This is a genomic window from Rhodoferax sp. (genome assembly GCF_030653815.1).
Classification (GTDB): domain Bacteria; phylum Pseudomonadota; class Gammaproteobacteria; order Burkholderiales; family Burkholderiaceae_C; genus Rhodoferax.
Genome location: NZ_JAURYQ010000008.1, coordinates 66,807 through 89,015, shown reverse-complemented (window position 1 = coordinate 89,015; position 22,209 = coordinate 66,807). Strand labels below are relative to the sequence as shown.

Sequence of the window (22,209 nt, the reverse complement as noted above, 5' to 3'; positions counted from 1 at the left end):
TTCACTGTGGCAGAACCCGACAAGGTCTGGGTGGGTGATATCACGTACATCGCCACGGACGAAGGCTGGTTGTTCCTGGCCGTGGTGATTGATCTGTTCAGTCGCCAGGTGGTGGGCTGGTCATTGCGCCATGACATGACGCGCGACATCGTCATCGATGCTTTGCGCATGGCATGGTTCAAGCGGCATCCGGGCAAGCAGGCTGGCCTGATGTTCCATAGCGACCGCGGCAGTCAGTACGCCAGCAAGGACTTCCGGGATGTGCTCACGGAGTACGGCATCACCAGCTCCATGAGTCGGCGCGGCAACTGCTGGGATAACGCCTGCAGCGAGACGCTGTTTGGGTCATTGAAGGTGGAACGGCTGTATGGGCAGAAATTCAAGACTCGGCGGGAGGCCAAGGACGAGACCATTGCGTGGCTGCTTTGGTATAACCGGACTCGACTGCATTCGACGCTGGCCTATGTCAGCCCGATGAAGTTCGAGCAGAACTGGCTTGCTAATCAGCCCAAGCAAGCCAACTCATGATCTCGGTTATGGGATACGGATTCCAGGGGCAAGGTCAATCTGCAGCGTTCACCCAGCCAAGCGCTTGCCCGGCTTTTGGCTCATCGCCGGAAAATCCTGGAGCATAAACGAGATGGACTCGCCCAGTTAACCCGTCTTGACCTTCAGTGAAAAAGCTGCTGAAGGTTTTAAGAGTCCCAATCGGCGTCATGGTATTGCTCTCTCGGAACACAGGTATCGGCCGCTCAAATTCGAGCCCCTGAGGCGTCTGCCTGCTCAAGCCCACCACGCAAGACCCTGACTCAATAGACGGGAAACTTCCTGGCGCGGGCAAGGCAGGCTGAATATCGGGCGAAGCGACTTGAGGCAATGGCGCGCTTTTCACGGGTACGGGTTCCGCCTCAGCTATTAATTTAGCCAGCTCCTTATTCACCTCCGCTGTCGTCGCTTGCCTAGGGCGACCATTCTGCATGTCATATCCCAGATAGTTTTGCATGAAGCCGTTAGTGGCAATAATTCCGATGAACCACCCTATCGCTTGAGGTCCAATGGACCAAAAAATCTTCTTCTTAATTGAGTCGGCGAAACCTGTAGTCAGGTACGCATCCGGCATGGCCATGTTCCTCAGGACATCGCCGATCACGACGCCAATAGTCGTAAAAATGGACCCAACAATAAACAGCGCGATGAAGCCAAAAAACCCCAGATGCACGTTCGACGAGAAGGCAGCCACGATGGTGATCAGCGCGATGATTGCTGTGCAAATCGCTGCGTGAAAGATGACCTGTCCTTTAAATCCCTGTTCCGTTTTCATTTCGTATTTCTCATTTAATTGCTGGTTTAGTAAAAACGCGGTCTGCGAGCCCCTGACTCGTCCAGACCGCTCATTTCCCGCGTCGGCGGCAGAGCCCCTCACCCATAACTCCCTTTCCATCGCTTCAACGTCAAAAGAATCAACTCCGGGCTGTAAAAATTCTACGTTAAACGTAGAGACGGGAGCGTGGATATTTACGAATATCGTAGGATGCTGGCTACGTCTCCCATGCCCCCCGCCTTCGCTCGACGCTTACGTCAGGCGCGGCAGGCCGTGGGCTTACCCCAGGACAAGCTTGGGGTACTTGCTGGATTGGATGAGGGGACGGCTAGCGCACGAATTTCCCGCTACGAGAGCGGAATTCATGAACCCAACATCGCATTCGCTGAGAGACTGGCCTCCGCACTCAAAGTGCCGACGGCCTACTTCTACGCTTCTGATGACCGCCTGGCCGAGCTGATCCTTTGCTTTGGGCAGCTGGACGCCAGCCGTCGCAAAACACTTTTGACCTTTGCCCGGGAGCTTTCCGAAGGCACGTGATTACGCCAGAGGCGTTCATCTGTTCCTGTCACGCTGGCGCCTCGCCGCGCTGGAGGAAAGCTCAGATAGGGACTATCCGCGCCGTCATGCACCCTCACCTCCCCTTAAGCCGTATTAAGTTGTGCCGCCCTGTGATGCAGCTTATCCCCCAAGTTGGGCTTTTTCCCTGTTCCCATCGAACTGCCTTGCTGGTTGCTACCAGATTCATCTGGGTAAAACTCCTCCACCAGATCCGCGCCCTCCTCCTCCGACTCCTCGAACGCCCCATTGGCAAAGCCCTGCCGGGCAGCGTCCTCCAGAGCCACCTGATCAAAACCCGCACCCTTGCGGTGCCCATCCTCAGCCCGGGCACCCGCAATAGCCTCTGCCAGCGCCATGCCAGATCGCACCGTCAAATCGACGTAATAAATGGGCGCCCGGTGCGACTGGGTGGTGGACTTCCCCCGCAGACGCAGCTCCAACGGCAGTGTGGACAGCAAGCCGCCCGATACCGCATGGAAGTACTTCAGCCGGGTCGAAAGCGTGCGGATGCTGTTGTAGCCCGTGGTGCGAAACAGAAAGCTGCCCAGCTCATCTTCATCCCCGATGCGCACATTCAGCCGCCCGCAGGGCTTGCAGTTCCCGCCTACGGCCAGCTCGCATCCTTGGGGTGAGGGGCAAGGCAGGGTCTCTATGCCTGCCAACGTGGAACGCCGGCAGGTCTCGCCATTGCCAACACAAAGAGGCCGGCCGGTTTTACGGTCGAAGAGGCTGTAGTTGGCCCGCAGGTTGAGGTCCGGGTCATTGAACAGCAGCCTGACCGGGATGCCGCGCAGCTTGGCGCCTGGTGCGCTGCGCAGGGTTTGATCCACCGGATGGTTGACCCAGCCGTCCTTGTTCTGCACCTGGCTCGTGACCGTGAACTCGTCATCCTTCTCCGGGAGCCTGTGGCCGTTCTTTTCCACGACCTTGCCGATTGATATCCGGCCGACGACCGGTGGCGTCAAAGCCAATCCTTTAAGCATGTTGTTTCCTTCTGGTTTGGTTGATTTGATTTGTCCAGGCCTGCCCCCTTCACTCCGCATAGGGGCAGGCCATAAAAGCCCCAGCGGAATGGGGCGAGGGTTTACACGTTCACAAGAAATCGCCGGGAACCTGGCTTGACCAGGGGATAACGCTGCGGCAGGTCCGGTTGGTCCACCAGGAGCTTTTCAAGATCCAGCCCGAGGCCGTCCTTGCTGCGCTTCCAGCTCACCTCCCCGCCGTCGAACACAGCCTTGGTCACGTCGCCCATACGCTGCTGGATACGCTGCTTGAGTTGGGCTTCCAGCTGCGTTTGCGTGGTCAGCAACTGCCTGACCGCCAACAGGTCCGAGAACGCCGCCGACATCTCCAGGTCGTGAACCAGATCCAGGCACTGCCCGTTGTCATGGGGATAGAGCGCGCGCAAGGCCACATCCGCGGAATCTGAACCATCGGCCGGTGGCGCCAGATCCAGTTCGACGAAGCGCCAGAAATGCCGCTCCAGTTCGATCAGCTGGGCGATCATGGCTTCATCGCGCTCGATCCGGTGCACCTGCAGCTCTTGGCCGCAGATCAGTACCGCCACGTCCGCCGCCTGCTTGCCGGTGACGGCCAGCTGGTGCATGACCTGAAGCTGGACGTACTCTGGAACGCCCTCCTTCCACAGCCTGGCGCCATTCATCCCTGCCGTCTTGCATTCCAGGATCTGCACGTCGGGTGAGCCGACGATTTCCCGATCCAGGTTGGCACGCATCCAGGGCTCGCTGGGATGCTGTAGAACGGCGTTGACCCGCCGCACACGGTTCCCGGTGCGCTTGGTGTAATGCGCCGCCACAATCGGCTCCAATAGCGTGCCCCAGTACATCGGGCTGGTTTCGTCGTTGGGGTCTGTTTTGGGCAGGCCGGCGTCTTTGCCGGTCTTTTCCATCCAGAGTTCGAGCGGGGATTTGTATGGGTTTAGACCCACCGCTGCCCCGGCATCGGAGCTGCCGATACCGCCCTTTCGGACGTTCAGCCAGTCGTCACGCGACAGTTCGTTGGTTTTGACCAGCTTCAAAGCTGGCCTAGACCTGAGTGGCTTGTCAGCCGTTGCGGTATTGCCCATGGCAATTCCTTTCATTTGGTTAGATTGGTTCGCCCAATGACAAAACCCCGGTCCATCCGAAGATGGGCCGGGGTTTATGCTGGCGCTGGTCCTTTGACGGATTGCAGCGGATAGCCTGTTCAGGCCGCGAGTTGCAGTGCGTAGTCAAGCGCCCGTTGCTTGAGGTTGGCCCCCTGACCGAACCAGGCGCTGTCGAGCCGATACTCCTGGCTGCGGGCGCGTTTCTCGTGGTCCACAAACTCGGTGACCGCGCTGAGCAATCCCCAAGCCGTACCGCTGGCGGCAGACAGTTCTGCTCCCCTGCCGTGGCCGTCATAAAGCGCCTGGACCTTTTTCAAGGCCCGCTCATTCGTCAGGCCCCGCGTTGCGTCGGCATGGCTGTCGGTTTCGCAAAGGACACGCAGGAAGTAGTTCATGGACTCATGGGTTTTGACTTTGCGCTCGGACAGGGTTTTCATGCTGTACATGAAACTGTCCCAGTGCGACACAGCCACTCCCAGCAGTTTCTTCACCGCTTGGGCGTCGAAGCTGGTGCTGTGCGGCACCTTAATGGCGCTGCTGACGCCGTTCAGGGCGATGGCCAAGGTGTTATTGCAGACCACCCGGATGGTCGTCGGGGTTGCCGTGGTGGCAAGCGTTCCGTCGCAGGACGTGGCCAGCAGGATGTAGCCCTTGACCACGTCGTTGCCTTTGAGCACCGTTTCCTTGCCGGTGCGCGCCAGGGCCCAGAATTTCTTGCCTGCTTTGAGGACGCCAGCCGTTTCCAGCTCAAAGCCCGAGATTTCAGTCAGATCCCGGTAGAACTCCAGGACGGCCTTGGGCTGGACCACCTGGTAGCGGCCACTGACCACGGACAGAGGGGCCTCGGTGTCGCTGCGGTACAGCACCTGTTGCTCGTCAAACGACATGATGGAGCCGAGTGAGCCGGCCTGCTCGGTCATGTAGCGGACGGGCGTGGCGCAGATGTCCCAGTTCATGCCGGCTTTTTCTGCCCAGACCTCGATGGGTTGTTTGGCGGGAAGCTGGTTGCCCAGCTGGTGCCAAGGGGTTTCGCCGGTGTAAGCCATTTTTTCAAGTTGGTGTGCCATGTGATGGTTTCTTTCGTTGGGTTGGTTTTGAATGGGCGTGACCGTGCCTCTGCGTCAAAATGCAGAAACGGGCTGCGCCCGGGTTTAGGGAGACTTGGGGAGAAGGAAAACGATGCCGAGATTTCGGCGGGGAAGGTCTAACGCTTGGTGGCATTGGACTTGGGGGACTCGGGGGCTGAGGCGTGTGCCACGTTCAGGACGGCCTGCCCCATGGCACCGGGTTCCATGGCTTCGTTACGTCCAAAAGAGTGACCGCAGGTGATGCAGGCGTAGTTTTCCAGCAGATGGTCATCGACCATGCCGCCGACGGTGACGCCGACTTCACAGCCAACGGCGGCACCGAAGATGCCTCCCAGCGCAGCGCCGGCCAGCGAGCCGGCAAAGGCACCTACTGGCCCAGCTGTGACGCCGACTAAAAAACCCAGTCTTGCGCCGCTCATGGCGCCGGCTATGCCGCTGGCACCGCCTGCAACTGTGCCTATGGCTCCGCCTGTCTTCCTGGCGATGTTCTTGATCCTGATGTGCTCAGAACCGCAATTTGGACAAATGAGAGATGTCACGTTGAAACTCCTTCGGTTGATGAAAAATTAAACTTGGTCGTGTGCGGTTGGATTCGATGATTTCTCCTTTGGGGTTGACGCAAACAGAAACCGGCCGATCCTGAAACGGCTCGGCGCGGAATTCTCTTTAGGGGTGGTGAAAAAACAAGCGGCAATCACCCGATGGGGCCGGCGACCGAAGATCACCTACCGGCAGAAACGTGCGGCATAGAGTCCAACCCGACCATTCAAGCCAGATTGGACGGATAGCAAGCAGTTGGTGCGAAGTACAGACTATCAGCTTGCGTACGCTGCAGTCGCGGGATAGAAGCCTTGTCGGCCTAGTTCAGATATCTTATTTGCCAGGGGCAGATGAACCTTGACGTGGCAGATCTCCAAGCTCAATGGCTTGCATCTAGCCGCTGGTGCAACACGAAGGGTGCTGCGACTTGCGTAACGGGTGACCAGCTAACAAAGGCTCCCCAGTTCACGTTGGTGATATGTATTTGAAAACTTCTGGATTCCTCTTTGGCGATATACGCTCAGTCAGAAACGAAGCCTACATGCAGCTGGCGCAAAGTCCAACTCCTCTTCGCTGCCAAGCGGTGGTTGATAGCCAACCTTCCCCATTGGAATGCGCCTTTTTGTTGCGCTCAAAAGACACGCACAAAGAAAATCTCTGAAAGAATTTCGAGCACTGTCGCGCCCTTGCTCAGCAAACTGGCGTCCTACCAGGTCCAGAGAAGTCCAACTAAATCCAACAAAAAAATCATCGGCCACTTAGATCACGCCACCTGATTTTTATGGCCTGCAAAATCGCCGTTGACGTCTCGACCTACAAGAATAAGAATTCATTCTTTTAGGCCAGCACTGATACACAGGAGACTTTTATGTATGATTTCGACGAAGACTTTACAGAGGAAGAAGCGGTTGACGATTATGGAGATTTCATTGACTGGGACGATGCGCGCCAGGAGCGTGAATTTCAGGAACGCATGGGTTCAATATAAGAACGCTGCGTAGCTGCAGGCGCCCCATGCATGCAATTGGACCCAATCGCACTCATGCGACTTGCCGGGGCAATTCAAATACATCGGCCCCCTTGCGGAGTTTGTCCAGATAGTCCGCCCATCGCTGCATCATTTCAGTGCGGTGCTTCAAGTATTGGGTACGGTTGTATGCGCGTCCATTGGCGTCCTTCACCGCGTGGGCAAGCTGCGCTTCAATGATCAATGGATCGCAGTCCAAGCGTTCGGCCAACATGGTCCGAGCAGTTGCTCTAAAACCGTGCCAAGTATGCAACTCCGATGTGTAGCCGAGCGTGATTAAAGCTGTTCGTACAGAGTTTTCGGAAATGGGTCGGTCATGGTTGCGCTCACCGGGGAAAATCAAGGTTCCATGTCCGGTCAGCGGGTGTAAGTTGCGCAGGATTTCCACAGCCTGCCTTGGCAATGGAACCAGATGTGGGTCACCGTTTTCTTTCCCATCTTTGCCGCGCTTCATTCGAGCCGCCGGAATAGTCCACAAAGCAGCATCTAGATCCACTTCAGACCATGCAGCGCCCCGCAATTCACCAGGCCGCTGGAACAGCAATGGCGCAAGCTGCAGGGCGGCGCGCACAGCCGCACTTCCACGATAAGCCGTGAGTGCCCGCAACAACTCACCAAACTTTACAGGCTCCGTAATGGCCGCAAAGTGTTTGCCCCGATATGGAGATAGCGCTCCCTTGAGGTCGGCTGTAATGTCACGGTCAACTCGACCGGTTGCCACCCCGTAACGCCAGACTTGACGCGCAAGCATCAGACCTCGATCAGCCGTCTCCACTGCGCCCCGTTCCTCCACCTTGCGGAGGGTGGCCAGAAGCTCCACAGGCTCGATTTCCTTCATACGTCGCGCACCAAGCCAAGGGAAAAGGTCGCGCTCGAACTGACGCAACGAGCGATCAGCATGCGCAGGACTCCACTGCGGCGCCTGTTTGGCATACCACTCCAGGGCAACCACCTGAAAGGTGTCGCCAGCCGGATTGCTGGCCTTGAGCTTTTCCACCTTGCGCGCTTGCACCGGGTCATGCCCTCCGGCCTTTTGCAGCCTGACCGTATCCCGAGCTTTGCGAGCATCTGCCAGCCCCATCGCCGGGTAGCTACCCAAGGCCATGCGCCCTTCTTTGCCATTGGCGTACAGCTTCCAAAACCAACGCTTTGACCCAGCGGGACTCACTTCCAGGTACAACCCCCCAGAGTCAGTGAAACGTGCGCGCTTCTTGTCTGCGGGGCAGATCGCATTTTTACAATGCTTGTCAGTCAACATGGGAACTCCAAAGCCGGGGAACAGAATTCCCAGCAAAAACCGGGGAACAACTCTGAATTTACCATAATTCTCCCCGGTTGTTCCCCGGTTTGTTCCCCGGTCATCGTTTGGATGCAATCACATCACTTTGGACAACATTGGACATAAATTATTGATTTTCCAAAGAAAAAGGCCGTTTACTGGATGTCAGCAAACGGCCTTGGACGTTATAGTGGTGGAGCTGGCGGGATTTGAACCCGCGTCCGCAAACCTTCTTCGAACAGTTCTACATGTGTAGCCGTCTGATTTGGATCTCGCTTTTCACATCGCGCAGTGGCACGCTATGCAAATCGCCAGTAACCTATTTTCTTGAATCGCCCTAAGTTACCCAAGGCGACCCCAGCCGAATTAAATTACCCCACAGCCTGGACAGCTTGCGCTACCCTTGCCCAGCCGATCGGCTGACTGTTGTGAGGCTCACGTGCAATTAAGCAGCGAGTGCGAAACGTTCGTCGTTTGCAGTTAGTTTTTTTGAATCTGTTTTACGAGCCCATTCAGCTCGACATGCCCTGCCGCGCGTCCGAATCCACGTCGAAACCAGTGCAGCCCCTCAGTTTCCTATTTTAGGCCACACTGGAAAATTGCAAGAGCGGCAAGAGTTCATTCACACAATTAATTGTGGCATTTGCGCCCCACCGGCTGGTGTCGGCCTGCGCCCCAAGGTAACCATAGGTGACCGCCACGGTCGCCATGCCGGCCGCCAGACCGGCCACGATGTCACGTTCGTCGTCACCCACATAAACACAGCGACTGGCATCCACGCCCAAGCGGCGGGCGGCTTCCAGCAAGGGTTCCGGGTGCGGTTTGGCATGCGGTGTGGTGTCGCCGCTGACAATGGCGCCGGCGGTGGCAAACAAAGGCATGGCGCCCGTCAGCGGCAAGGTGAAGCGTTCGGACTTGTTGGTCACCACGCCCCATTTCACACCCTGAATGGCAAAACTCTCCAGCAACTCGGGCACGCCATTGAAGATCCCGGTGCGCTGCGTCAGGCTACGCTCATAGTTACAAAAAAACTCTTCGCGCAATGTCTCGTAATCTGCGTGCTCGGGGGTCATGCCAAAGGCCACGCCCAACAGGCCACGGGCTCCGGCGCCCGCCATGGGGCGGTACTGCGCCAGCGGCAGGGACGGCAGACCGCGCGCAACACGCATGGCGTCAGCGGCGGCCGCCAAGTCAGGCGCGCTGTCAATGAGCGTGCCGTCCAGATCGAACAGCACCGCCTGCACTTGGGAAAACAGGGCGGCTGGGTGCATCACGCTGGAGAATGGGCTGGTTTTTGCGTGGCCAGCAGGTAATTCACGCTGGTGTTGTTGTTGAGCCAATAGCGCTGGGTCAGCGGGTTGAACGACAATCCCCGCGTCTGCAGGACATTCAGGCCGGCACGACGGCAAAAGCCCGCCAGTTCGCTGGGGCGGATGAATTTGGCATATTCGTGGGTGCCACGTGGCAGCATGTTGAGCACGTATTCAGCCCCCACGATGGCCTGCACAAAGGACATGGGGTTGCGGTTAAGGGTGGAGAAAAACACCCAGCCACCCGGCTTGACCAGCGTGGCACAAGCCTGCACCACCGACGCCGGGTCGGGCACGTGCTCCAGCATTTCCATGCAGGTCACCACATCAAAGCCTGCGGGCTGCTCGGCGGCCATGGCCTCGGCGCTGATCTCGCGGTAGTGCACGTTTTTGGTTTCAGCGTCCATGGCGTGCAGTTGGGCAATGCGCAGCACCTTGGTCGACAGGTCGATGCCGGTGGCGTGGGCGCCAGAGCGGGCTAACGAGTCGGCCAGAATGCCACCACCACAGCCGACGTCGAGCACAGCCTTGTCCTGCAGGTCGCAGAATTCTTTCATCCAGCCCAGACGCAGGGGGTTGATCTGGTGCAGCGGGCGAAACTCACCCTCGGCATCCCACCAGCGGTGGGCCAGGTCGGAGAATTTGGCCAGTTCGGCCGGGTCAGCGTTGATTGTTGGGTTCATGACCCGATTATCCGAAATTTAGCATTGCCCTGACTGGCAGAGCCCAAAAACAAAACCCACCGCAAGGGTGGGTTTTGTGTGAACTGGACGGATCCAGCGAGGCGCTTAGGCTTTCTTGGCCCAGGCGCTGCACCAGCCCTTGGCGGCCACTTCCTTGCCGGCAAACAGCGGGCAACCACCTGCGGTGGAACCCGCCTTGCCTTGGTACAAAGCGCAGTTGCTGCACAGTTGTGTGTCAGCGTGCTTAGGGTACTTCTTGGCATCTGCCTTGGCCGTGTCAGCCACGTAACCCAGACCCTTGGCGTTGGCATCAGTCTCAGCCACCATGGGGGCCGCAGCCATTGCCGCACCTGAGGCCAAAACGCTGGCACCCAAAACCGATTGCATCATGAATACGCGACGTGTTGTCATAGGAAAGTTACCTTTAAAGTTGAACAAAAAATTGGCAGCCGGACCTGCTGTAAAGGGAGTTTAACGCTTAAACCTGAACAGACGCTGAACGAAAACCCTAACACCCAAAGCTGGATCAAGTATGTAAACCCTTGCTTCAAACTACGGCGATGTGCCGGGCGAAGTCGGCTTTGATGCCATTCATGTTTTCCTGGCTAAGGCGATTGCCATATTGCGACACCACACGGCCAGCGGCCTGATTGGCCAGCCAGGCCGCCTGGGCGTGGCTGTGGCCGTGCGTGACCGCGTACAAAAAGGCCCCGGCAAACATATCACCGGCCCCGTTGGTATCGACGGCTTTCACCTGCGCTGCAGGCACCTCGGTCACCTGGCCGGCTTCGATTACCAGACAACCCTTGGCGCTTCGCGTCAGACACACGATTTTTGCCTGTTGCCCAAGTTGCTGGCATATCTGCGCCACATCCGTGGTCCCGCACCAGACCTGGGCTTCTTCCTCGTTGCAGAACAAAAAGTCCAGGTCGGTACCGACCATGGCATCCAGGCCGGGACGGCAGAAATTGATCATGCTCATGTCGCTTAGCGTGGTGGCCAGCTTGACGCCCGCCTGCGCCGCAATGGCACGCCCCTTGATGGCGGCGGTCAGCCCGGTGGGCGAGGCGGCCAAGTAGCCTTCCATGTAGTAAACACGGGACTTGACGATGTCGTGCGGGTGCAGTGCGGACTCGTCAATGTCGGCCGTGGCCCCCAAAAAAGTGCTCATGCTGCGCTCGGCATCGGGCGTGACCATCACCATGCAGCTGCCGGTTTGACCCGCGGGCGCTTTGGTGTGCGTGAGGTTGGTGGCGACGCTATTGGCGAGCAGGTCTTTGGTATAAAAATCGCCCAACTCATCATCGGCCACGCGACAGGAGTAAAACGCCTTGCCACCCAGTTGTGCCAGCGCCACCACGGTGTTGCCGGCCGAGCCGCCACCGGTTCGGTGCGATTTGACATTGTGCACATGGCTGAGGAGTTCGGCACGGCGCGCGGTATCAATCAGCGTCATGTGCCGTTTTTCGACGCCTGCCGCCTGCAACTGGGCATCAGAGACTTCGTATTCGGTATCGACCAGCGCGTTGCCGATGGCGTAGAGGTGATAACTCATGCTTACTGCTCCACAAAGGCGCGTTCGACCACAAAGTCACCCTGCTTGGTGGTGTTGCCTTCCAGGAAGCCACGTTTTTCCAGAATGTGTTTCAGGTCTTTCAGCAACGCCGGGCTGCCGCACATCATGGCGCGGTCATTGGCCGGGTCGAACTTGGGCAAACCCAGGTCGGCTTGCAACTTGCCGGATTCGATCAGGTCGGTGATGCGGCCCCGGTTTTTGAATGGCTCACGCGTGACCGTGGGGTAATACAGCATTTGCGCGCTCACCATTTCGCCCAGAAACTCGTGCTTGGGCAGGTCCACGGTCAGGTAGTCGTAGTAGGCCAGTTCGGCGACCTGCCGCACGCCATGCACCAGAATGATTTTTTCAAATTTTTCATAGGTTTCAGGGTCGCGCACCACACTCAAAAACGGGGCCAGACCAGTACCCGTGCCAAACAGGTACAGGTTTTTCCCAGGCAGCAGGTAGTCAATCAACAAGGTGCCGGTGGGCTTTTTGCCCACCACAATCTTGTCGCCCACCTGGATGTGCTGCAGCTTGGATGTCAGCGGGCCGTCTTGCACCTTGATGCTCAAAAATTCCAGGTGGTCTTCGTAGTTGGCGCTGACGATGCTGTAGGCGCGCAGCAGCGGTTTGCCATTGTCATCGCGCAGGCCGATCATGGTGAAGTGGCCATTGGAAAAACGCAACGTTTCGTCGCGCGTGGTGGTGAAGCTGAACAGCCGGTCGGTCCAGTGGTGGACGCTCAAAACGGTTTCATTCAAAAAAGCACTCATGGGATGTTGTTCCTGTTGAATCGGAAAAAGAATAGAGGCAATCGCGACGGGGGCGCCGCTCCTACAAAGGCATGGTTTCAGCGCTTGCGTTCATCAAAGCTTGGTCTCCACCCAGCCCTGCACGCTGGCCAAGGCGGCGGCCAGTTTGGCGGGGTCGGTGCCGCCAGCCATGGCCATGTCGGGTTTGCCTCCGCCCTTGCCGCCCACTTGACCGGCAACGAAGTTAACCAGCTCACCGGCCTTGACCTTGGCCGTGGTGTCGGGCGTCACGCCGACAGCGATCTGCACCTTGGCGCCGTCGACCACGCCGAGCACGATGACCGCGGTTTTGAGCTTGTCCTTGAGCTTGTCCATGGTGTCGCGCAGGGTTTTGGCGTCAGCGCCCTCCAGTTGCGCGACCAGCAGCTTGACGCCCTGGATGTCTTGCGCCTGCAAGACCAGATCGTCACCTTGCGCCGAGGCCAGTTTGCCTTTGAGTGCAGTCAGCTCTTTTTCAAGATCACGCACTTGCGACAGCAGGGCTCCGACGCGGGCGTGGACCTCACTCGGGGTGACTTTCAGACTACCGGCGACCCCCCCCAGCATGGCTTCCATCTCCTGCATATAGGTCAGGGCGTTGAAACCGGTCACCGCCTCGATGCGGCGCACGCCCGAGGCCACGCCGCCTTCTGCCGTGATGCTGAACAGGCCAATGTCACCGGTGCGCGCCACATGAGTGCCGCCGCAGAGTTCGCGGCTACTGCCAATGTCGAGCACCCGCACCGATTCGCCATATTTTTCGCCGAACAGCATCATGGCACCGGTTTTTTGCGCCGATTCGATGTCCATCACCTGCGCCTGGGTGGCGGCATTGGCCAGGATCTCGGCATTCACGCGGGCTTCGATTTCGCGGATTTCAGCGTCTGTGACCGGCGCGTTGTGGGCAAAGTCAAAGCGCGTGCGCTCGGCATTGACCAGACTGCCTTTTTGCTGCACATGGCCGCCCAGCACCTCGCGCAAGGCCTTGTGCATCAGGTGCGTGACCGAATGGTTGCGCTGGGTGGCGGCGCGCTGCTCAAGGTCGACGCTGGCGCTGACCGAATCGCCCACGGCCAGCGTGCCCTGTGCCACCGTGCCGTGGTGACCAAACACGTCGGCCTTGATTTTCTGCGTGTCACCCACGGCGAATCGGGCCGAGCCGCTGGTGATGACACCTTCATCACCCACCTGGCCGCCGCTTTCGGCATAGAACGGCGTGGTGTCCAGTACCACCACCCCTTGCTGACCCACTTTGAGTTCGGCCACCGGCGTGCCGTCCAGGTACAGCGCCACCACTTTGGCCGGCGCTTCCAGCTTGTCGTAACCCACGAAGGTATTGCCCGCACCGCTGTACTCCAGCGTCTTGTCCATTTTGAACTTGCCAGCGGCGCGGCCCTGGGCCTTTTGCTTTTCCATGGCGGCCTTGAAACCGGCCTCGTCCACCGTCAAGCCGCGCTCGCGGCAGACATCGGCCGACAAATCCAGCGGGAAGCCATAGGTGTCGTGCAGCTTGAAGGCAACCTCACCGGGCAAAACCTTGACACCACCCGCCAGGGCTTCGTCCAGGATCTGCATGCCCACTTCCAGGGTCTCGTAAAAGCGCTCTTCCTCGACGCGCAGCACGTCCATGATGCGGTCCGCCTGGGCCGCCAGGCTGGGGTAGGCAGCGCCCATGAGAGCCACCAGGTCGGGCACCAACTTGTGGAAAAACGGCGTTTTTTGGCCCAGCTTGTAGCCGTGGCGAATGGCGCGGCGGGTGATGCGGCGCTGCACGTAGCCGCGGCCCTCGTTGCCGGGCAGCACGCCGTCGCTCACCAGAAAGGATGTGGCGCGGATGTGGTCGGCAATCACCTTGAGCGAGTTGTTGCCAAGGTCAGCGCAACGGGTTTCGCGGGCGGCGGCCTTGATCAGGGCGTCGAACAGGTCGATCTCGTAGTTGCTGTGCACATGCTGCAGAATGGCAGCCAGGCGCTCCAGGCCCATGCCGGTGTCGACGCAGGGTGCGGGCAGCGGCGTGACCGAGCCGTCATCCGCCATGTTGAACTGCATGAACACGTTGTTCCAGATCTCGATGAAGCGGTCGCCATCCTCGCCCGGGCTGCCGGGTGGGCCGCCAGGAATGTGGTCGCCGTGGTCGTAAAAAATCTCGGAGCACGGGCCGCAGGGGCCGGTGTCGGCCATCATCCAGAAGTTGTCGGACTTGTAACGCCCGCCCTTGTTGTCGCCGATGCGGATCACACGCTCGGGCGGCAGGCCAATCTCTTTGGTCCAGATGTCATAAGCCTCGTCGTCCTCTTCGTAGACGGTGGCCAGCAGGCGCTCAGGCGGCAGTTGGTAAACCACGGTCAGCAGTTCCCAGGCCCACTTGAGACTTTCACGCTTGAAATAGTCGCCAAAGCTCCAGTTGCCCAGCATCTCGAAAAAGGTGTGGTGGCGTGCGGTGTAGCCCACGTTTTCCAGGTCGTTGTGCTTGCCACCGGCGCGCAGACAGGCCTGCACCGAGGCGGCGCGCACGTAACTGCGCTTGTCGGACCCCAAAAACACGTCCTTGAACTGCACCATGCCGGAGTTGGTGAACATCAGCGTGGGGTCGTTGCCCGGCACCAGCGGGCTGCTGGCCACCACGGTGTGGCCTTTGGAGGCAAAGAAGTCGAGGAAGCTCTTGCGAATGTCGGCAACGGTGACCGGAACAGCGGTTGAATTCATGGAGTGAAGAGACCTGGGGTGTCAAAGCTGATGATTTTAGGTGATCAGGGGGGTTGGCACTGCGCCTGCAAAAAAGCGAACAAGGCGGGCTCATCACAAAAGATCACATTGAAACGCAGCCATGGACTGGTCTGCAGGGCGGGGCTGAACAGGTGACCGGGGCCCAGCAAAATATCCTGCTCGGCCGCTTTGTAGGCCAGTTCGGCAGAGTCGGCAATGCCCGGATGGCGAGCCCACAGAAAAATGCCCGCCTTGGGTTCACAAAAGATCTCAAAACCCACGTCAATCAGGCGCGAGGCGGCATCGACATGCGCTTTGGCCAGGCGTTCGCGCAGCCCCTTGACGTGCTTGCGACAGCGCCCGTCTGTCAACGCGCCATGCGCCAGTCGCTCGCTGAATTCCGACGAGGTTAATCCGGAGATCATTTTGAGTTGCGCCAGGTCTTCCAGCAGGTCCGGGTTGGCGGCCAGGTAACCGACCCGGATGTTGGGCGAAATGGTCTTGGAAAAGCTACTGATGTAAATCACCCGGTTCAATTGGTCCAGACTGGCCAGGGAAGGCCGTGGCTCAGGATCCAGGTCGGCATAGATGTCGTTCTCAACCACCAAAAAATCATGCTTGTCCGCCAGTTGCATCACGCGGTGCAGATGCGCCAACTGGGCAATCGAACCGGTCGGGCTCTGCAGCCTTGGCTGGGTAAAGAACACCTTGGGCTTTTCTTCGATCACCAGACGCTCCAGCGCGACCAGGTCGTAACCCGAAGGGGTGCGCGGCACCCCAATCAGGCGCGCACCCAGAAACCGCAATGAAAACAACAGGTTGGGGTAACCCGGATCATCCACCAGCACGGCGTCCCCGGGGCGCACCAGGCGGCGCGCCACCAGGTCCATGGCCTGGCTGGAACCCTGGGTCAGGAGCACCTGCTCGGCGGTGACCGATATCTCCTGCTCGGCCAGCAGGTCGCGCACCTGTTTTCGCAGTGGCGGGTAGCCTTTGGGTTCACCATACCCCCCCACGTCCACGTCGTCGGCAGCCAGGCTGCGCAGCCCGCGCCGCACGCCGTCCTGAAACAGCCAGTCGCCCGGCAGCCAGCCGCAACCGGGTTTCATGCGCAAGGCCCGGTTCTCAAAAATGCGCCGCAGGTACCACATCGAATCAAAACTGAAGTTGGGCCCGTGTCCTGGCAACTCGGTCACCGAGGTCGGCCGCTGTTTGACAAAAAAGCCCGAGTGCGGGCGTGACGCAAGGTAGCCTTGTGCCACCAGCCGGTCATAGGCATCCACCACGGTGAACACGCTGACGTTGTGTGCATGCGCAAATTGGCGAATCGACGGTGCCTTGGAGCCTGCGCGCAACTCGCCCTCATCAATGGCGGTGCGAAAACCTGCCACGATTTGCAAAACCAGGGGTGTGGAACTTTGCGGATTAAGCGTGAACATGATGAGGCATAGGGTTTCTGTGTATTGGCTCCAGAGGCTGCACAGTACGTCTTGAAAAAGACCCAACTGTATATGGTTGCAAAGCGCAATCGCCAATACAGTCACGCCACTTTATCAACGCCTATCTACTGTTCAGGAGTGTTCCCCATGCTTACCAAGACTCAAAAAACCAATGCTGCCCTGATGGAACGTCGCCGCGCTGCCATTCCCCGCGGTGTTGGCCAAAGCCATGAGGTGTTTATTTCGCGTGGCGAAAACGCTGAGGTGTGGGATGTGGAAGGCAAGCGCTACATTGATTTTGCCGGGGGCATAGCGGTGCTCAATACCGGCCACTGCCGTCCCGAAATCATGCAGGCCGTGAAGGATCAGATTGACCTCTTCACCCACACTTGCTTCCAGGTTCTGGCGTATGAATCCTACGTGGAACTGGCAGAGCGCTTCAACGCACTGGCGCCAGGCAACTTTGCCAAAAAGACCCTATTTTTGACAACCGGTGCCGAAGCGGTTGAAAACGCCATCAAGATTGCCCGCTCGCACACCAAACGCAGCGCCGTCATTGCCTTTACCAGCGGCTACCACGGCCGTACCCTGTTGACCTTGGGTCTGACGGGCAAGGTGGCGCCCTACAAGCTTGGCTTCGGGCCGTTCCCGAACGAGATTTTTCACGCTCAGTTCCCCAACGCCGCCCACGGCGTGAGCGTGGACGACTCGATTGCCTCGATTGAGCTGATCTTCAAGAACGACGTGGAAGCCAGCCGGGTGGCGGCCATCATCGTCGAGCCAGTGCAAGGTGAAGGCGGCTTCAATGTGGCGCCCACCGAGTTCTTGCAACGCCTGCGCGCCTTGTGCGACCAGCACGGCATTTTGCTGATTGCCGACGAAATTCAAACCGGCGCCGGTCGCACCGGCACCTGGTTTGCCATCGAGCAAAGCGGTGTCGCACCTGACATGATCACCATGGCCAAATCCATGGCCGGGGGTTACCCGATCGCGGGCGTGGTGGGCCGCGCCGAGGTGATGGACGCCCCGGCAGCAGGCGGTTTGGGCGGCACTTATGCGGGCAGCCCGATTGCCTGTGCGGCGGCGCTGGCGGTGATGGACGTGTTCGAGAAAGAGAATCTGCTGGAACGCAGCCGCACGCTCGGTGCGCACATGATGGCCAAGCTCAAAGCCATGGCGGCCAAAGACAAACGCATTTGCGACGTGCGCGGTTTGGGTGCCATGGTGGCGATCGAGTTGTGCAAAGACGGCGACCCACACCAACCCAGTGCAGAGTTGGCCAAAGCCTTGGCATCCGAGGCCACCAAACGCGGCCTGATCTTGCTGACTTGCGGCACTTACGGCAACGTGGTGCGCATTCTGGTGCCATTGACCGCCAGCGACGCGATCGTGGACGAAGGCCTGGCCATCATCGAGGCCTGCCTGGCAGCAGTGGCCTGATTGGCACGGTATTTGCATAGTTAAAACAACTTGCAGCCCAAATAACACGGGTATCAAGTGCTTTAGAAAGAATAGCAAATAATGGCTTTGTCTGACCCCCTCGTTCGCTTCTCCAGCGTGCAAAAAACCTATGACGGCAGCACCCTGGTGGTGCGTGACCTGAACCTGGACATCCAGAGTGGCGAATTCCTGTCGCTGCTGGGCCCGTCGGGTTCGGGCAAAACCACCACGTTGATGATGCTGGCCGGGTTTGAGTCGCCCACCTCGGGTGAAATTTTCCTGGCGGGCAAGTCCATCACTAAAACACCCCCGCACAAGCGCAACTTTGGCATGGTGTTTCAAAACTACGCGCTGTTTCCGCACATGAGCATTGCCGACAACGTGGCCTACCCGCTCACGGTGCGCAAAATGGGCAAGTCAGAGCGTGAAGACAAAGTCAAACGCGCGCTGGACATGGTGCATCTGGCTGACAAGAGCGACCGCTATCCAGGCCAACTCTCGGGCGGGCAGCAACAGCGTGTGGCCTTGGCGCGTGCGCTGGTGTTCAACCCGCAACTGGTGCTGATGGACGAACCCTTGGGCGCACTCGACAAGCAGTTGCGCGAACACATGCAGATCGAGCTCAAAGAGCTGCACCGCAAGCTCGGGCTGACCTTTGTCTACGTGACGCACGACCAGTCTGAAGCGCTGACCATGTCGGACCGGGTGGCGGTGTTCAACGATGGGCTGATCCAGCAGATTGACACCGTCACACAGCTTTATGAGACACCTGTGAACCGTTTTGTGGCCAGCTTTGTCGGCGACAACACCGTGTTGGACGCGCAGATTACCACCACCGAACGCGGTGCCGGCGGCAGCTGCCAGTTGCAAATGCCCTGCGGTACCGCGCTACAAGGGCTGGACATCAACGGCGCGCCATTGAATTCCCCGGTGCAGGCCTGCATCCGGCCCGAACGCGCGCTGATTTGCCCTGGCACACAGCCAGCGCCGGCCAACAGCCTGAGTGCCCGGGTCAACGACGTGATTTATTACGGCGACCACCTGCGCATGCGCTGCCAGGTGGCCCAACAAGCCCCGGCCACCGTCAAGATTGCGCTCTCCGGCCCCAACATCCCGCAAGCCGGTGATGCCATCTGGCTGGTTTTGCCCCCCGAGCATTTGCGGGTCTATGCCTGACCCGTGTGCATTTTTAGTTCTGTTTTACCCCTCAAAAGAAGGAGCCTATCGATGAAACTTACCCCCCTGGTCGCGGCCTGTGCCGCACTGTTTACCGTATCAGTCCAAGCGCAGACCCAGTTGACCGTGGTCAACTTTGGTGGCGCCAACGGCAACGCCCAAAAAATCGCGTACTTTGCCCCGTTTGAGAAAGCCACGGGCAATAAAGTGCTGGGTGTTGAATACAACGGCGAGCAAGCCAAGATCAAGGCCATGGTCGAAGCCAAGAAGGTTAACTGGGACGTGGTGGAAGTGGAATCCCCCGACGTGGCGCGCGGCTGTGACGAGGGCCTGTTCGAAAAGCTTGATTACAGCAAGATCGGCAACAAGGCCGACTTCACCCCTGCTGCCATTCATGAGTGCGGCATCGGCACTTTTGTGTGGTCCACCGTGATGGCCTATGACGGCGACAAGCTCAAGACGGCTCCCACCACCTGGGCCGATTTCTGGGACGTGAAGAAATTTGCTGGCAAACGCGCCATGCGCAAGGGTGCCCGCTACAACGTTGAATTTGCCCTGATGGCCGATGGTGTGCCAGTGGCAGACGTTTACAAGGTGCTTAAAACCAAAGAAGGCGCTGACCGCGCCTTCAAGAAACTGACCGAACTCAAGCCCAACATCCAGTGGTGGGAAGCCGGTGCGCAGCCGCCCCAGTTCCTGGTGGCGGGTGACGTGGTCATGACCACCGCCTACAACGGCCGCATTGACGCCGCCCAGCGCGAAGGCAAAAACCTCAAGATCACCTGGACCGGTGGCATTTATGACCTGGACTACTGGGTCATGCCCAAAGGCACACCCAACAAGGAGGCCGCCCTGAAGTTCATCGCCATGGCCAGCAGTGCAGACGCCCAGGCCGAGTACGCCAAAAACATCGCTTACGGCCCGACCAACACCAAGGCGCTGGCCAAGCTTGACGCCAAGGTGCTTTCAGGACTGCCCACCGCACCGGCCAACGCCAAGACCGCATTGCAGTTCAACGTGAGCTTCTGGGCTGACCAGGGCGAGGCGCTGGAGAAGCGTTTCACCGCCTGGGCTGCGCAGTAAGTTGAACCTGGAGAGATGGCAATGACTGTCGCTACGACCCTGATTCCTGGCAACCTGGCGGCACAGTTGCGACGCTCGCAGCGCCGCAAAAAGGTCTTTGCCATCTCTCTGACTCTGCCGCTGCTGATTTTTTTACTGGCGACCTTCATCGTGCCGATCGGCGCGCTGCTGATGCGCGCCGTCGAAAACCCCGAGGTGGCCAGCACGCTCGCGCAGACCGTGAAGGTGCTGGACAAATGGGACCGCACCTCCAACCCGCCAGATGAGGCCTACGCGGCACTGGCGACAGACTTCGCCCACATTGCCGAACAGTCTGACGCAGGAAACCTGGCACGCCGCCTGAACAGCGAAATTAGCGGTGCCCGCTCACTGGTCATGGGGACTTTCCGCGCCCTGCCATTCCCAGCGGATTTGAACCCCGCGCAAGTCAAGGCGCACATGCTGGAACTCGACCCGCGTTGGGCCGAACTGGACTACTGGCGCGCCATCGCAAAAAATGGTTCGCGCTGGACACCCGACTACCTGCTGGCCTCGGTCGACCTGAAACGCGACATTCAAGGCGAGATTGTCAATGTCGACCCCGAGTCAGCGGCTTTTTTCAAAATCCTGATGCGCACCTTCAGCGTCAGCGCTGTGGTGACCGTCTTCTGCCTGCTGCTGGGTTACCCGCTGGCCTATTGGCTGTCGACCCTGACGCCGCGCCAGGCGAACATCCTGATGATTCTGGTGTTGGTGCCGTTCTGGACATCGGTGCTGGTGCGCTCTGCCGCCTGGATCGTGCTGCTGCAAACCAACGGCGTGATCAACCGATTCTTTCTGGACCTGGGCCTGATCAACGAGCCGCTGCCGCTGCTGTTCAATCGGGTCGGTGTCATCATCGCCATGGTGCACATCCTGCTCCCGTTCATGATCTTGCCGCTGTACAGCGTGATGAAGTCTGTGCCCCCCACCTATTTGCGGGCGGCCGTGTCGCTGGGCAGCTCACCTCTGGCGGCGTTTTTCCGGGTGTACATGCCGCAAACTTTTCCGGGCATGGGCGCCGGCGGCTTGCTGGTGTTCATCCTGAGTATTGGGTACTACGTGACACCGGCCCTGCTGGGCGGGCCCGATGACCAAATGCTGAGCTACTACATTGCCCAGTACACCAATGTCACCGTGAATTGGGGCATGGCCTGCGCGCTGGGCGCCGTGCTGCTGTCTGCCACCTTGGTGCTGTACGCGGTGTACCGCCGTGTGGTGAAGTCCGAACTCAGCCTGGGATAAACCACATGTCACTTCCCGCCCGCCCCATATTCCCAGCCTACGCCACCCTGCCCGACAAGATCGGCTGGTATTTACTGCGCGGTGTCGGCGTGCTGGTGCTGCTGTTTTTGCTGCTGCCGATCCTGGCCATCATGCCACTGTCGTTCTCAAGCAGTTCATTCCTGGCTTACCCCATGCCCGGTTGGTCCTTGCAGTGGTATGAAAACCTGTTCACATCGGATGCCTGGAGCCGTGCCACCCGCAACAGTTTCATCGTGGCGCCTTTGGCCACCGTCCTGGCCACCATTCTTGGTACCATGGCCGCAGTTGGCCTGGCACGGGCCAATTTTTGGGGCAAGGGCCTGCTGATGAGCCTGCTGATCGCACCCATGGTGGTGCCGATTGTGGTGGTGGGGGTGAGCACCTATTTGTTCTTCGCAAAAATTGGACTCAATGACACCTATCTGGGACTGATTTTGGTGCATGCGGCCCTGGGGGCGCCCTTTGTGCTGACCACCGTGCTGGCCACGCTGCAAAGTTTCAATGAGAATTTGATCCGCGCATCTTTAAGCTTGGGCGCCGGCCACCTCACCACGTTTTTCCGCGTCACCTTGCCGATCATTGCGCCGGGCGTCATCTCGGGTGCGCTGTTTGCCTTTGCCACCTCATTTGACGAAGTGGTGGTGACCCTGTTCATCGCCGGTCCCGACCAGGTGACCCTGCCGCGCCAGATGTTCACCGGCATCCGCGAAAACATCAACCCAACCATTGCCGCCGTGGCCACCCTGCTGATCATCTTCACCACGTCGCTGATGCTGGTGCTGGAGTGGTTGCGCGGCAGAAGGCATTGAGCAC

At 59.0% G+C, this 22,209-nt stretch carries 20 protein-coding genes and 1 other RNA gene; 7 read left to right on the top strand and 14 right to left on the bottom strand.

Annotated features, from left to right (window positions below; genetic code table 11):
• Window positions 1–528 (top strand): IS3 family transposase (locus Q7U49_RS02970; protein ID WP_304762264.1); only part of this gene is annotated, 528 nt, incomplete at its 5' end.
• Window positions 529–562: 34 nt separating this feature from the next.
• Here Q7U49_RS02970 and Q7U49_RS02965 read toward each other — a convergent pair.
• On the bottom strand, window positions 563–1,321 hold the full coding sequence (locus Q7U49_RS02965; RefSeq protein ID WP_304762263.1) for a hypothetical protein: 759 nt from the start codon (window positions 1,319–1,321) through the stop codon (window positions 563–565).
• A gap of 186 nt (window positions 1,322–1,507) precedes the next feature.
• On the opposite strand from Q7U49_RS02965, the gene Q7U49_RS02960 reads away from it, so the two are divergent.
• The gene (locus tag Q7U49_RS02960; protein WP_370653950.1) at window positions 1,508–1,861 is read left to right on the top strand and encodes a helix-turn-helix domain-containing protein; all 354 of its coding nucleotides are present in this window, start codon (window positions 1,508–1,510) and stop codon (window positions 1,859–1,861) included.
• A gap of 104 nt (window positions 1,862–1,965) precedes the next feature.
• Here Q7U49_RS02960 and Q7U49_RS02955 read toward each other — a convergent pair whose 3' ends face one another.
• From Q7U49_RS02955 to Q7U49_RS02895, 13 genes are all read right to left on the bottom strand, one after another.
• The gene (locus tag Q7U49_RS02955) at window positions 1,966–2,865 is read right to left on the bottom strand and encodes a hydrolase or metal-binding protein (RefSeq protein WP_304762262.1); all 900 of its coding nucleotides are present in this window, start codon (window positions 2,863–2,865) and stop codon (window positions 1,966–1,968) included.
• Window positions 2,866–2,966: 101 nt separating this feature from the next.
• On the bottom strand, window positions 2,967–3,968 hold the full coding sequence (locus Q7U49_RS02950) for a YqaJ viral recombinase family protein (RefSeq protein WP_304762261.1): 1,002 nt from the start codon (window positions 3,966–3,968) through the stop codon (window positions 2,967–2,969).
• Between the two features lie 119 nt (window positions 3,969–4,087).
• Window positions 4,088–5,056 carry a DUF932 domain-containing protein gene (locus Q7U49_RS02945; protein WP_304762260.1) on the bottom strand — a complete coding sequence of 323 codons (969 nt, stop codon included), beginning with the start codon at window positions 5,054–5,056 and terminating at the stop codon, window positions 4,088–4,090.
• A gap of 137 nt (window positions 5,057–5,193) precedes the next feature.
• Window positions 5,194–5,496 carry a hypothetical protein gene (locus tag Q7U49_RS02940; RefSeq protein WP_304762259.1) on the bottom strand — a complete coding sequence of 101 codons (303 nt, stop codon included), beginning with the start codon at window positions 5,494–5,496 and terminating at the stop codon, window positions 5,194–5,196.
• A 1,161-nt stretch (window positions 5,497–6,657) separates the two neighbouring features.
• Window positions 6,658–7,902, bottom strand: coding sequence for an integrase arm-type DNA-binding domain-containing protein (locus Q7U49_RS02935; protein WP_304762258.1), 1,245 nt, complete (start codon window positions 7,900–7,902; stop codon window positions 6,658–6,660).
• A gap of 212 nt (window positions 7,903–8,114) precedes the next feature.
• Window positions 8,115–8,491, bottom strand: a transfer-messenger RNA (tmRNA) gene (gene ssrA, locus Q7U49_RS02930).
• Window positions 8,492–8,504: 13 nt separating this feature from the next.
• The gene (locus tag Q7U49_RS02925; RefSeq protein ID WP_304762257.1) at window positions 8,505–9,194 is read right to left on the bottom strand and encodes an HAD family hydrolase; all 690 of its coding nucleotides are present in this window, start codon (window positions 9,192–9,194) and stop codon (window positions 8,505–8,507) included.
• The gene (gene ubiG, locus Q7U49_RS02920; RefSeq protein ID WP_304762256.1) at window positions 9,194–9,916 is read right to left on the bottom strand and encodes a bifunctional 2-polyprenyl-6-hydroxyphenol methylase/3-demethylubiquinol 3-O-methyltransferase UbiG; all 723 of its coding nucleotides are present in this window, start codon (window positions 9,914–9,916) and stop codon (window positions 9,194–9,196) included. The genes Q7U49_RS02925 and ubiG overlap by 1 nt, the downstream gene beginning before the upstream one ends.
• Window positions 9,917–10,021: 105 nt before the next feature.
• The gene (locus Q7U49_RS02915) at window positions 10,022–10,327 is read right to left on the bottom strand and encodes a high-potential iron-sulfur protein (RefSeq protein ID WP_304762255.1); all 306 of its coding nucleotides are present in this window, start codon (window positions 10,325–10,327) and stop codon (window positions 10,022–10,024) included.
• 136 nt (window positions 10,328–10,463) lie between these two features.
• Complete coding sequence (locus Q7U49_RS02910; protein WP_304762254.1) at window positions 10,464–11,471, bottom strand: adenosine kinase; 1,008 nt, start codon at window positions 11,469–11,471, stop codon at window positions 10,464–10,466.
• 2 nt (window positions 11,472–11,473) lie between these two features.
• Entirely contained in the window at window positions 11,474–12,250 is a 777-nt protein-coding gene (locus Q7U49_RS02905) for a ferredoxin--NADP reductase (protein ID WP_304762253.1), read from the bottom strand.
• A gap of 93 nt (window positions 12,251–12,343) precedes the next feature.
• The gene (gene alaS / locus Q7U49_RS02900) at window positions 12,344–14,974 is read right to left on the bottom strand and encodes an alanine--tRNA ligase (RefSeq protein WP_304762252.1); all 2,631 of its coding nucleotides are present in this window, start codon (window positions 14,972–14,974) and stop codon (window positions 12,344–12,346) included.
• A gap of 44 nt (window positions 14,975–15,018) precedes the next feature.
• Window positions 15,019–16,413: a PLP-dependent aminotransferase family protein gene (locus Q7U49_RS02895; protein WP_304762251.1), complete on the bottom strand. Its 1,395-nt coding sequence runs from the start codon at window positions 16,411–16,413 to the stop codon at window positions 15,019–15,021.
• Window positions 16,414–16,560: 147 nt separating this feature from the next.
• On the opposite strand from Q7U49_RS02895, the gene gabT reads away from it, so the two are divergent.
• The 5 genes from gabT (at window position 16,561) to Q7U49_RS02870 (ending at window position 22,205) form a co-directional block, all read left to right on the top strand.
• Window positions 16,561–17,853 (top strand): 4-aminobutyrate--2-oxoglutarate transaminase, encoded by a 1,293-nt coding sequence (gene gabT, locus Q7U49_RS02890; protein ID WP_304762250.1) that lies wholly within the window; start codon window positions 16,561–16,563, stop codon window positions 17,851–17,853.
• 81 nt (window positions 17,854–17,934) lie between these two features.
• Window positions 17,935–19,029 carry an ABC transporter ATP-binding protein gene (locus Q7U49_RS02885; protein WP_304762249.1) on the top strand — a complete coding sequence of 365 codons (1,095 nt, stop codon included), beginning with the start codon at window positions 17,935–17,937 and terminating at the stop codon, window positions 19,027–19,029.
• A 51-nt stretch (window positions 19,030–19,080) separates the two neighbouring features.
• A complete protein-coding gene (locus Q7U49_RS02880; protein ID WP_304762248.1) occupies window positions 19,081–20,112 on the top strand; it encodes an ABC transporter substrate-binding protein in 1,032 nt (343 codons plus the stop codon).
• A 21-nt stretch (window positions 20,113–20,133) separates the two neighbouring features.
• Window positions 20,134–21,375, top strand: coding sequence for an ABC transporter permease (locus Q7U49_RS02875; protein WP_304762247.1), 1,242 nt, complete (start codon window positions 20,134–20,136; stop codon window positions 21,373–21,375).
• A 5-nt stretch (window positions 21,376–21,380) separates the two neighbouring features.
• A complete protein-coding gene (locus Q7U49_RS02870; RefSeq protein WP_304762246.1) occupies window positions 21,381–22,205 on the top strand; it encodes an ABC transporter permease in 825 nt (274 codons plus the stop codon).
• The last annotated feature ends 4 nt before the right edge of the window (window positions 22,206–22,209 follow it).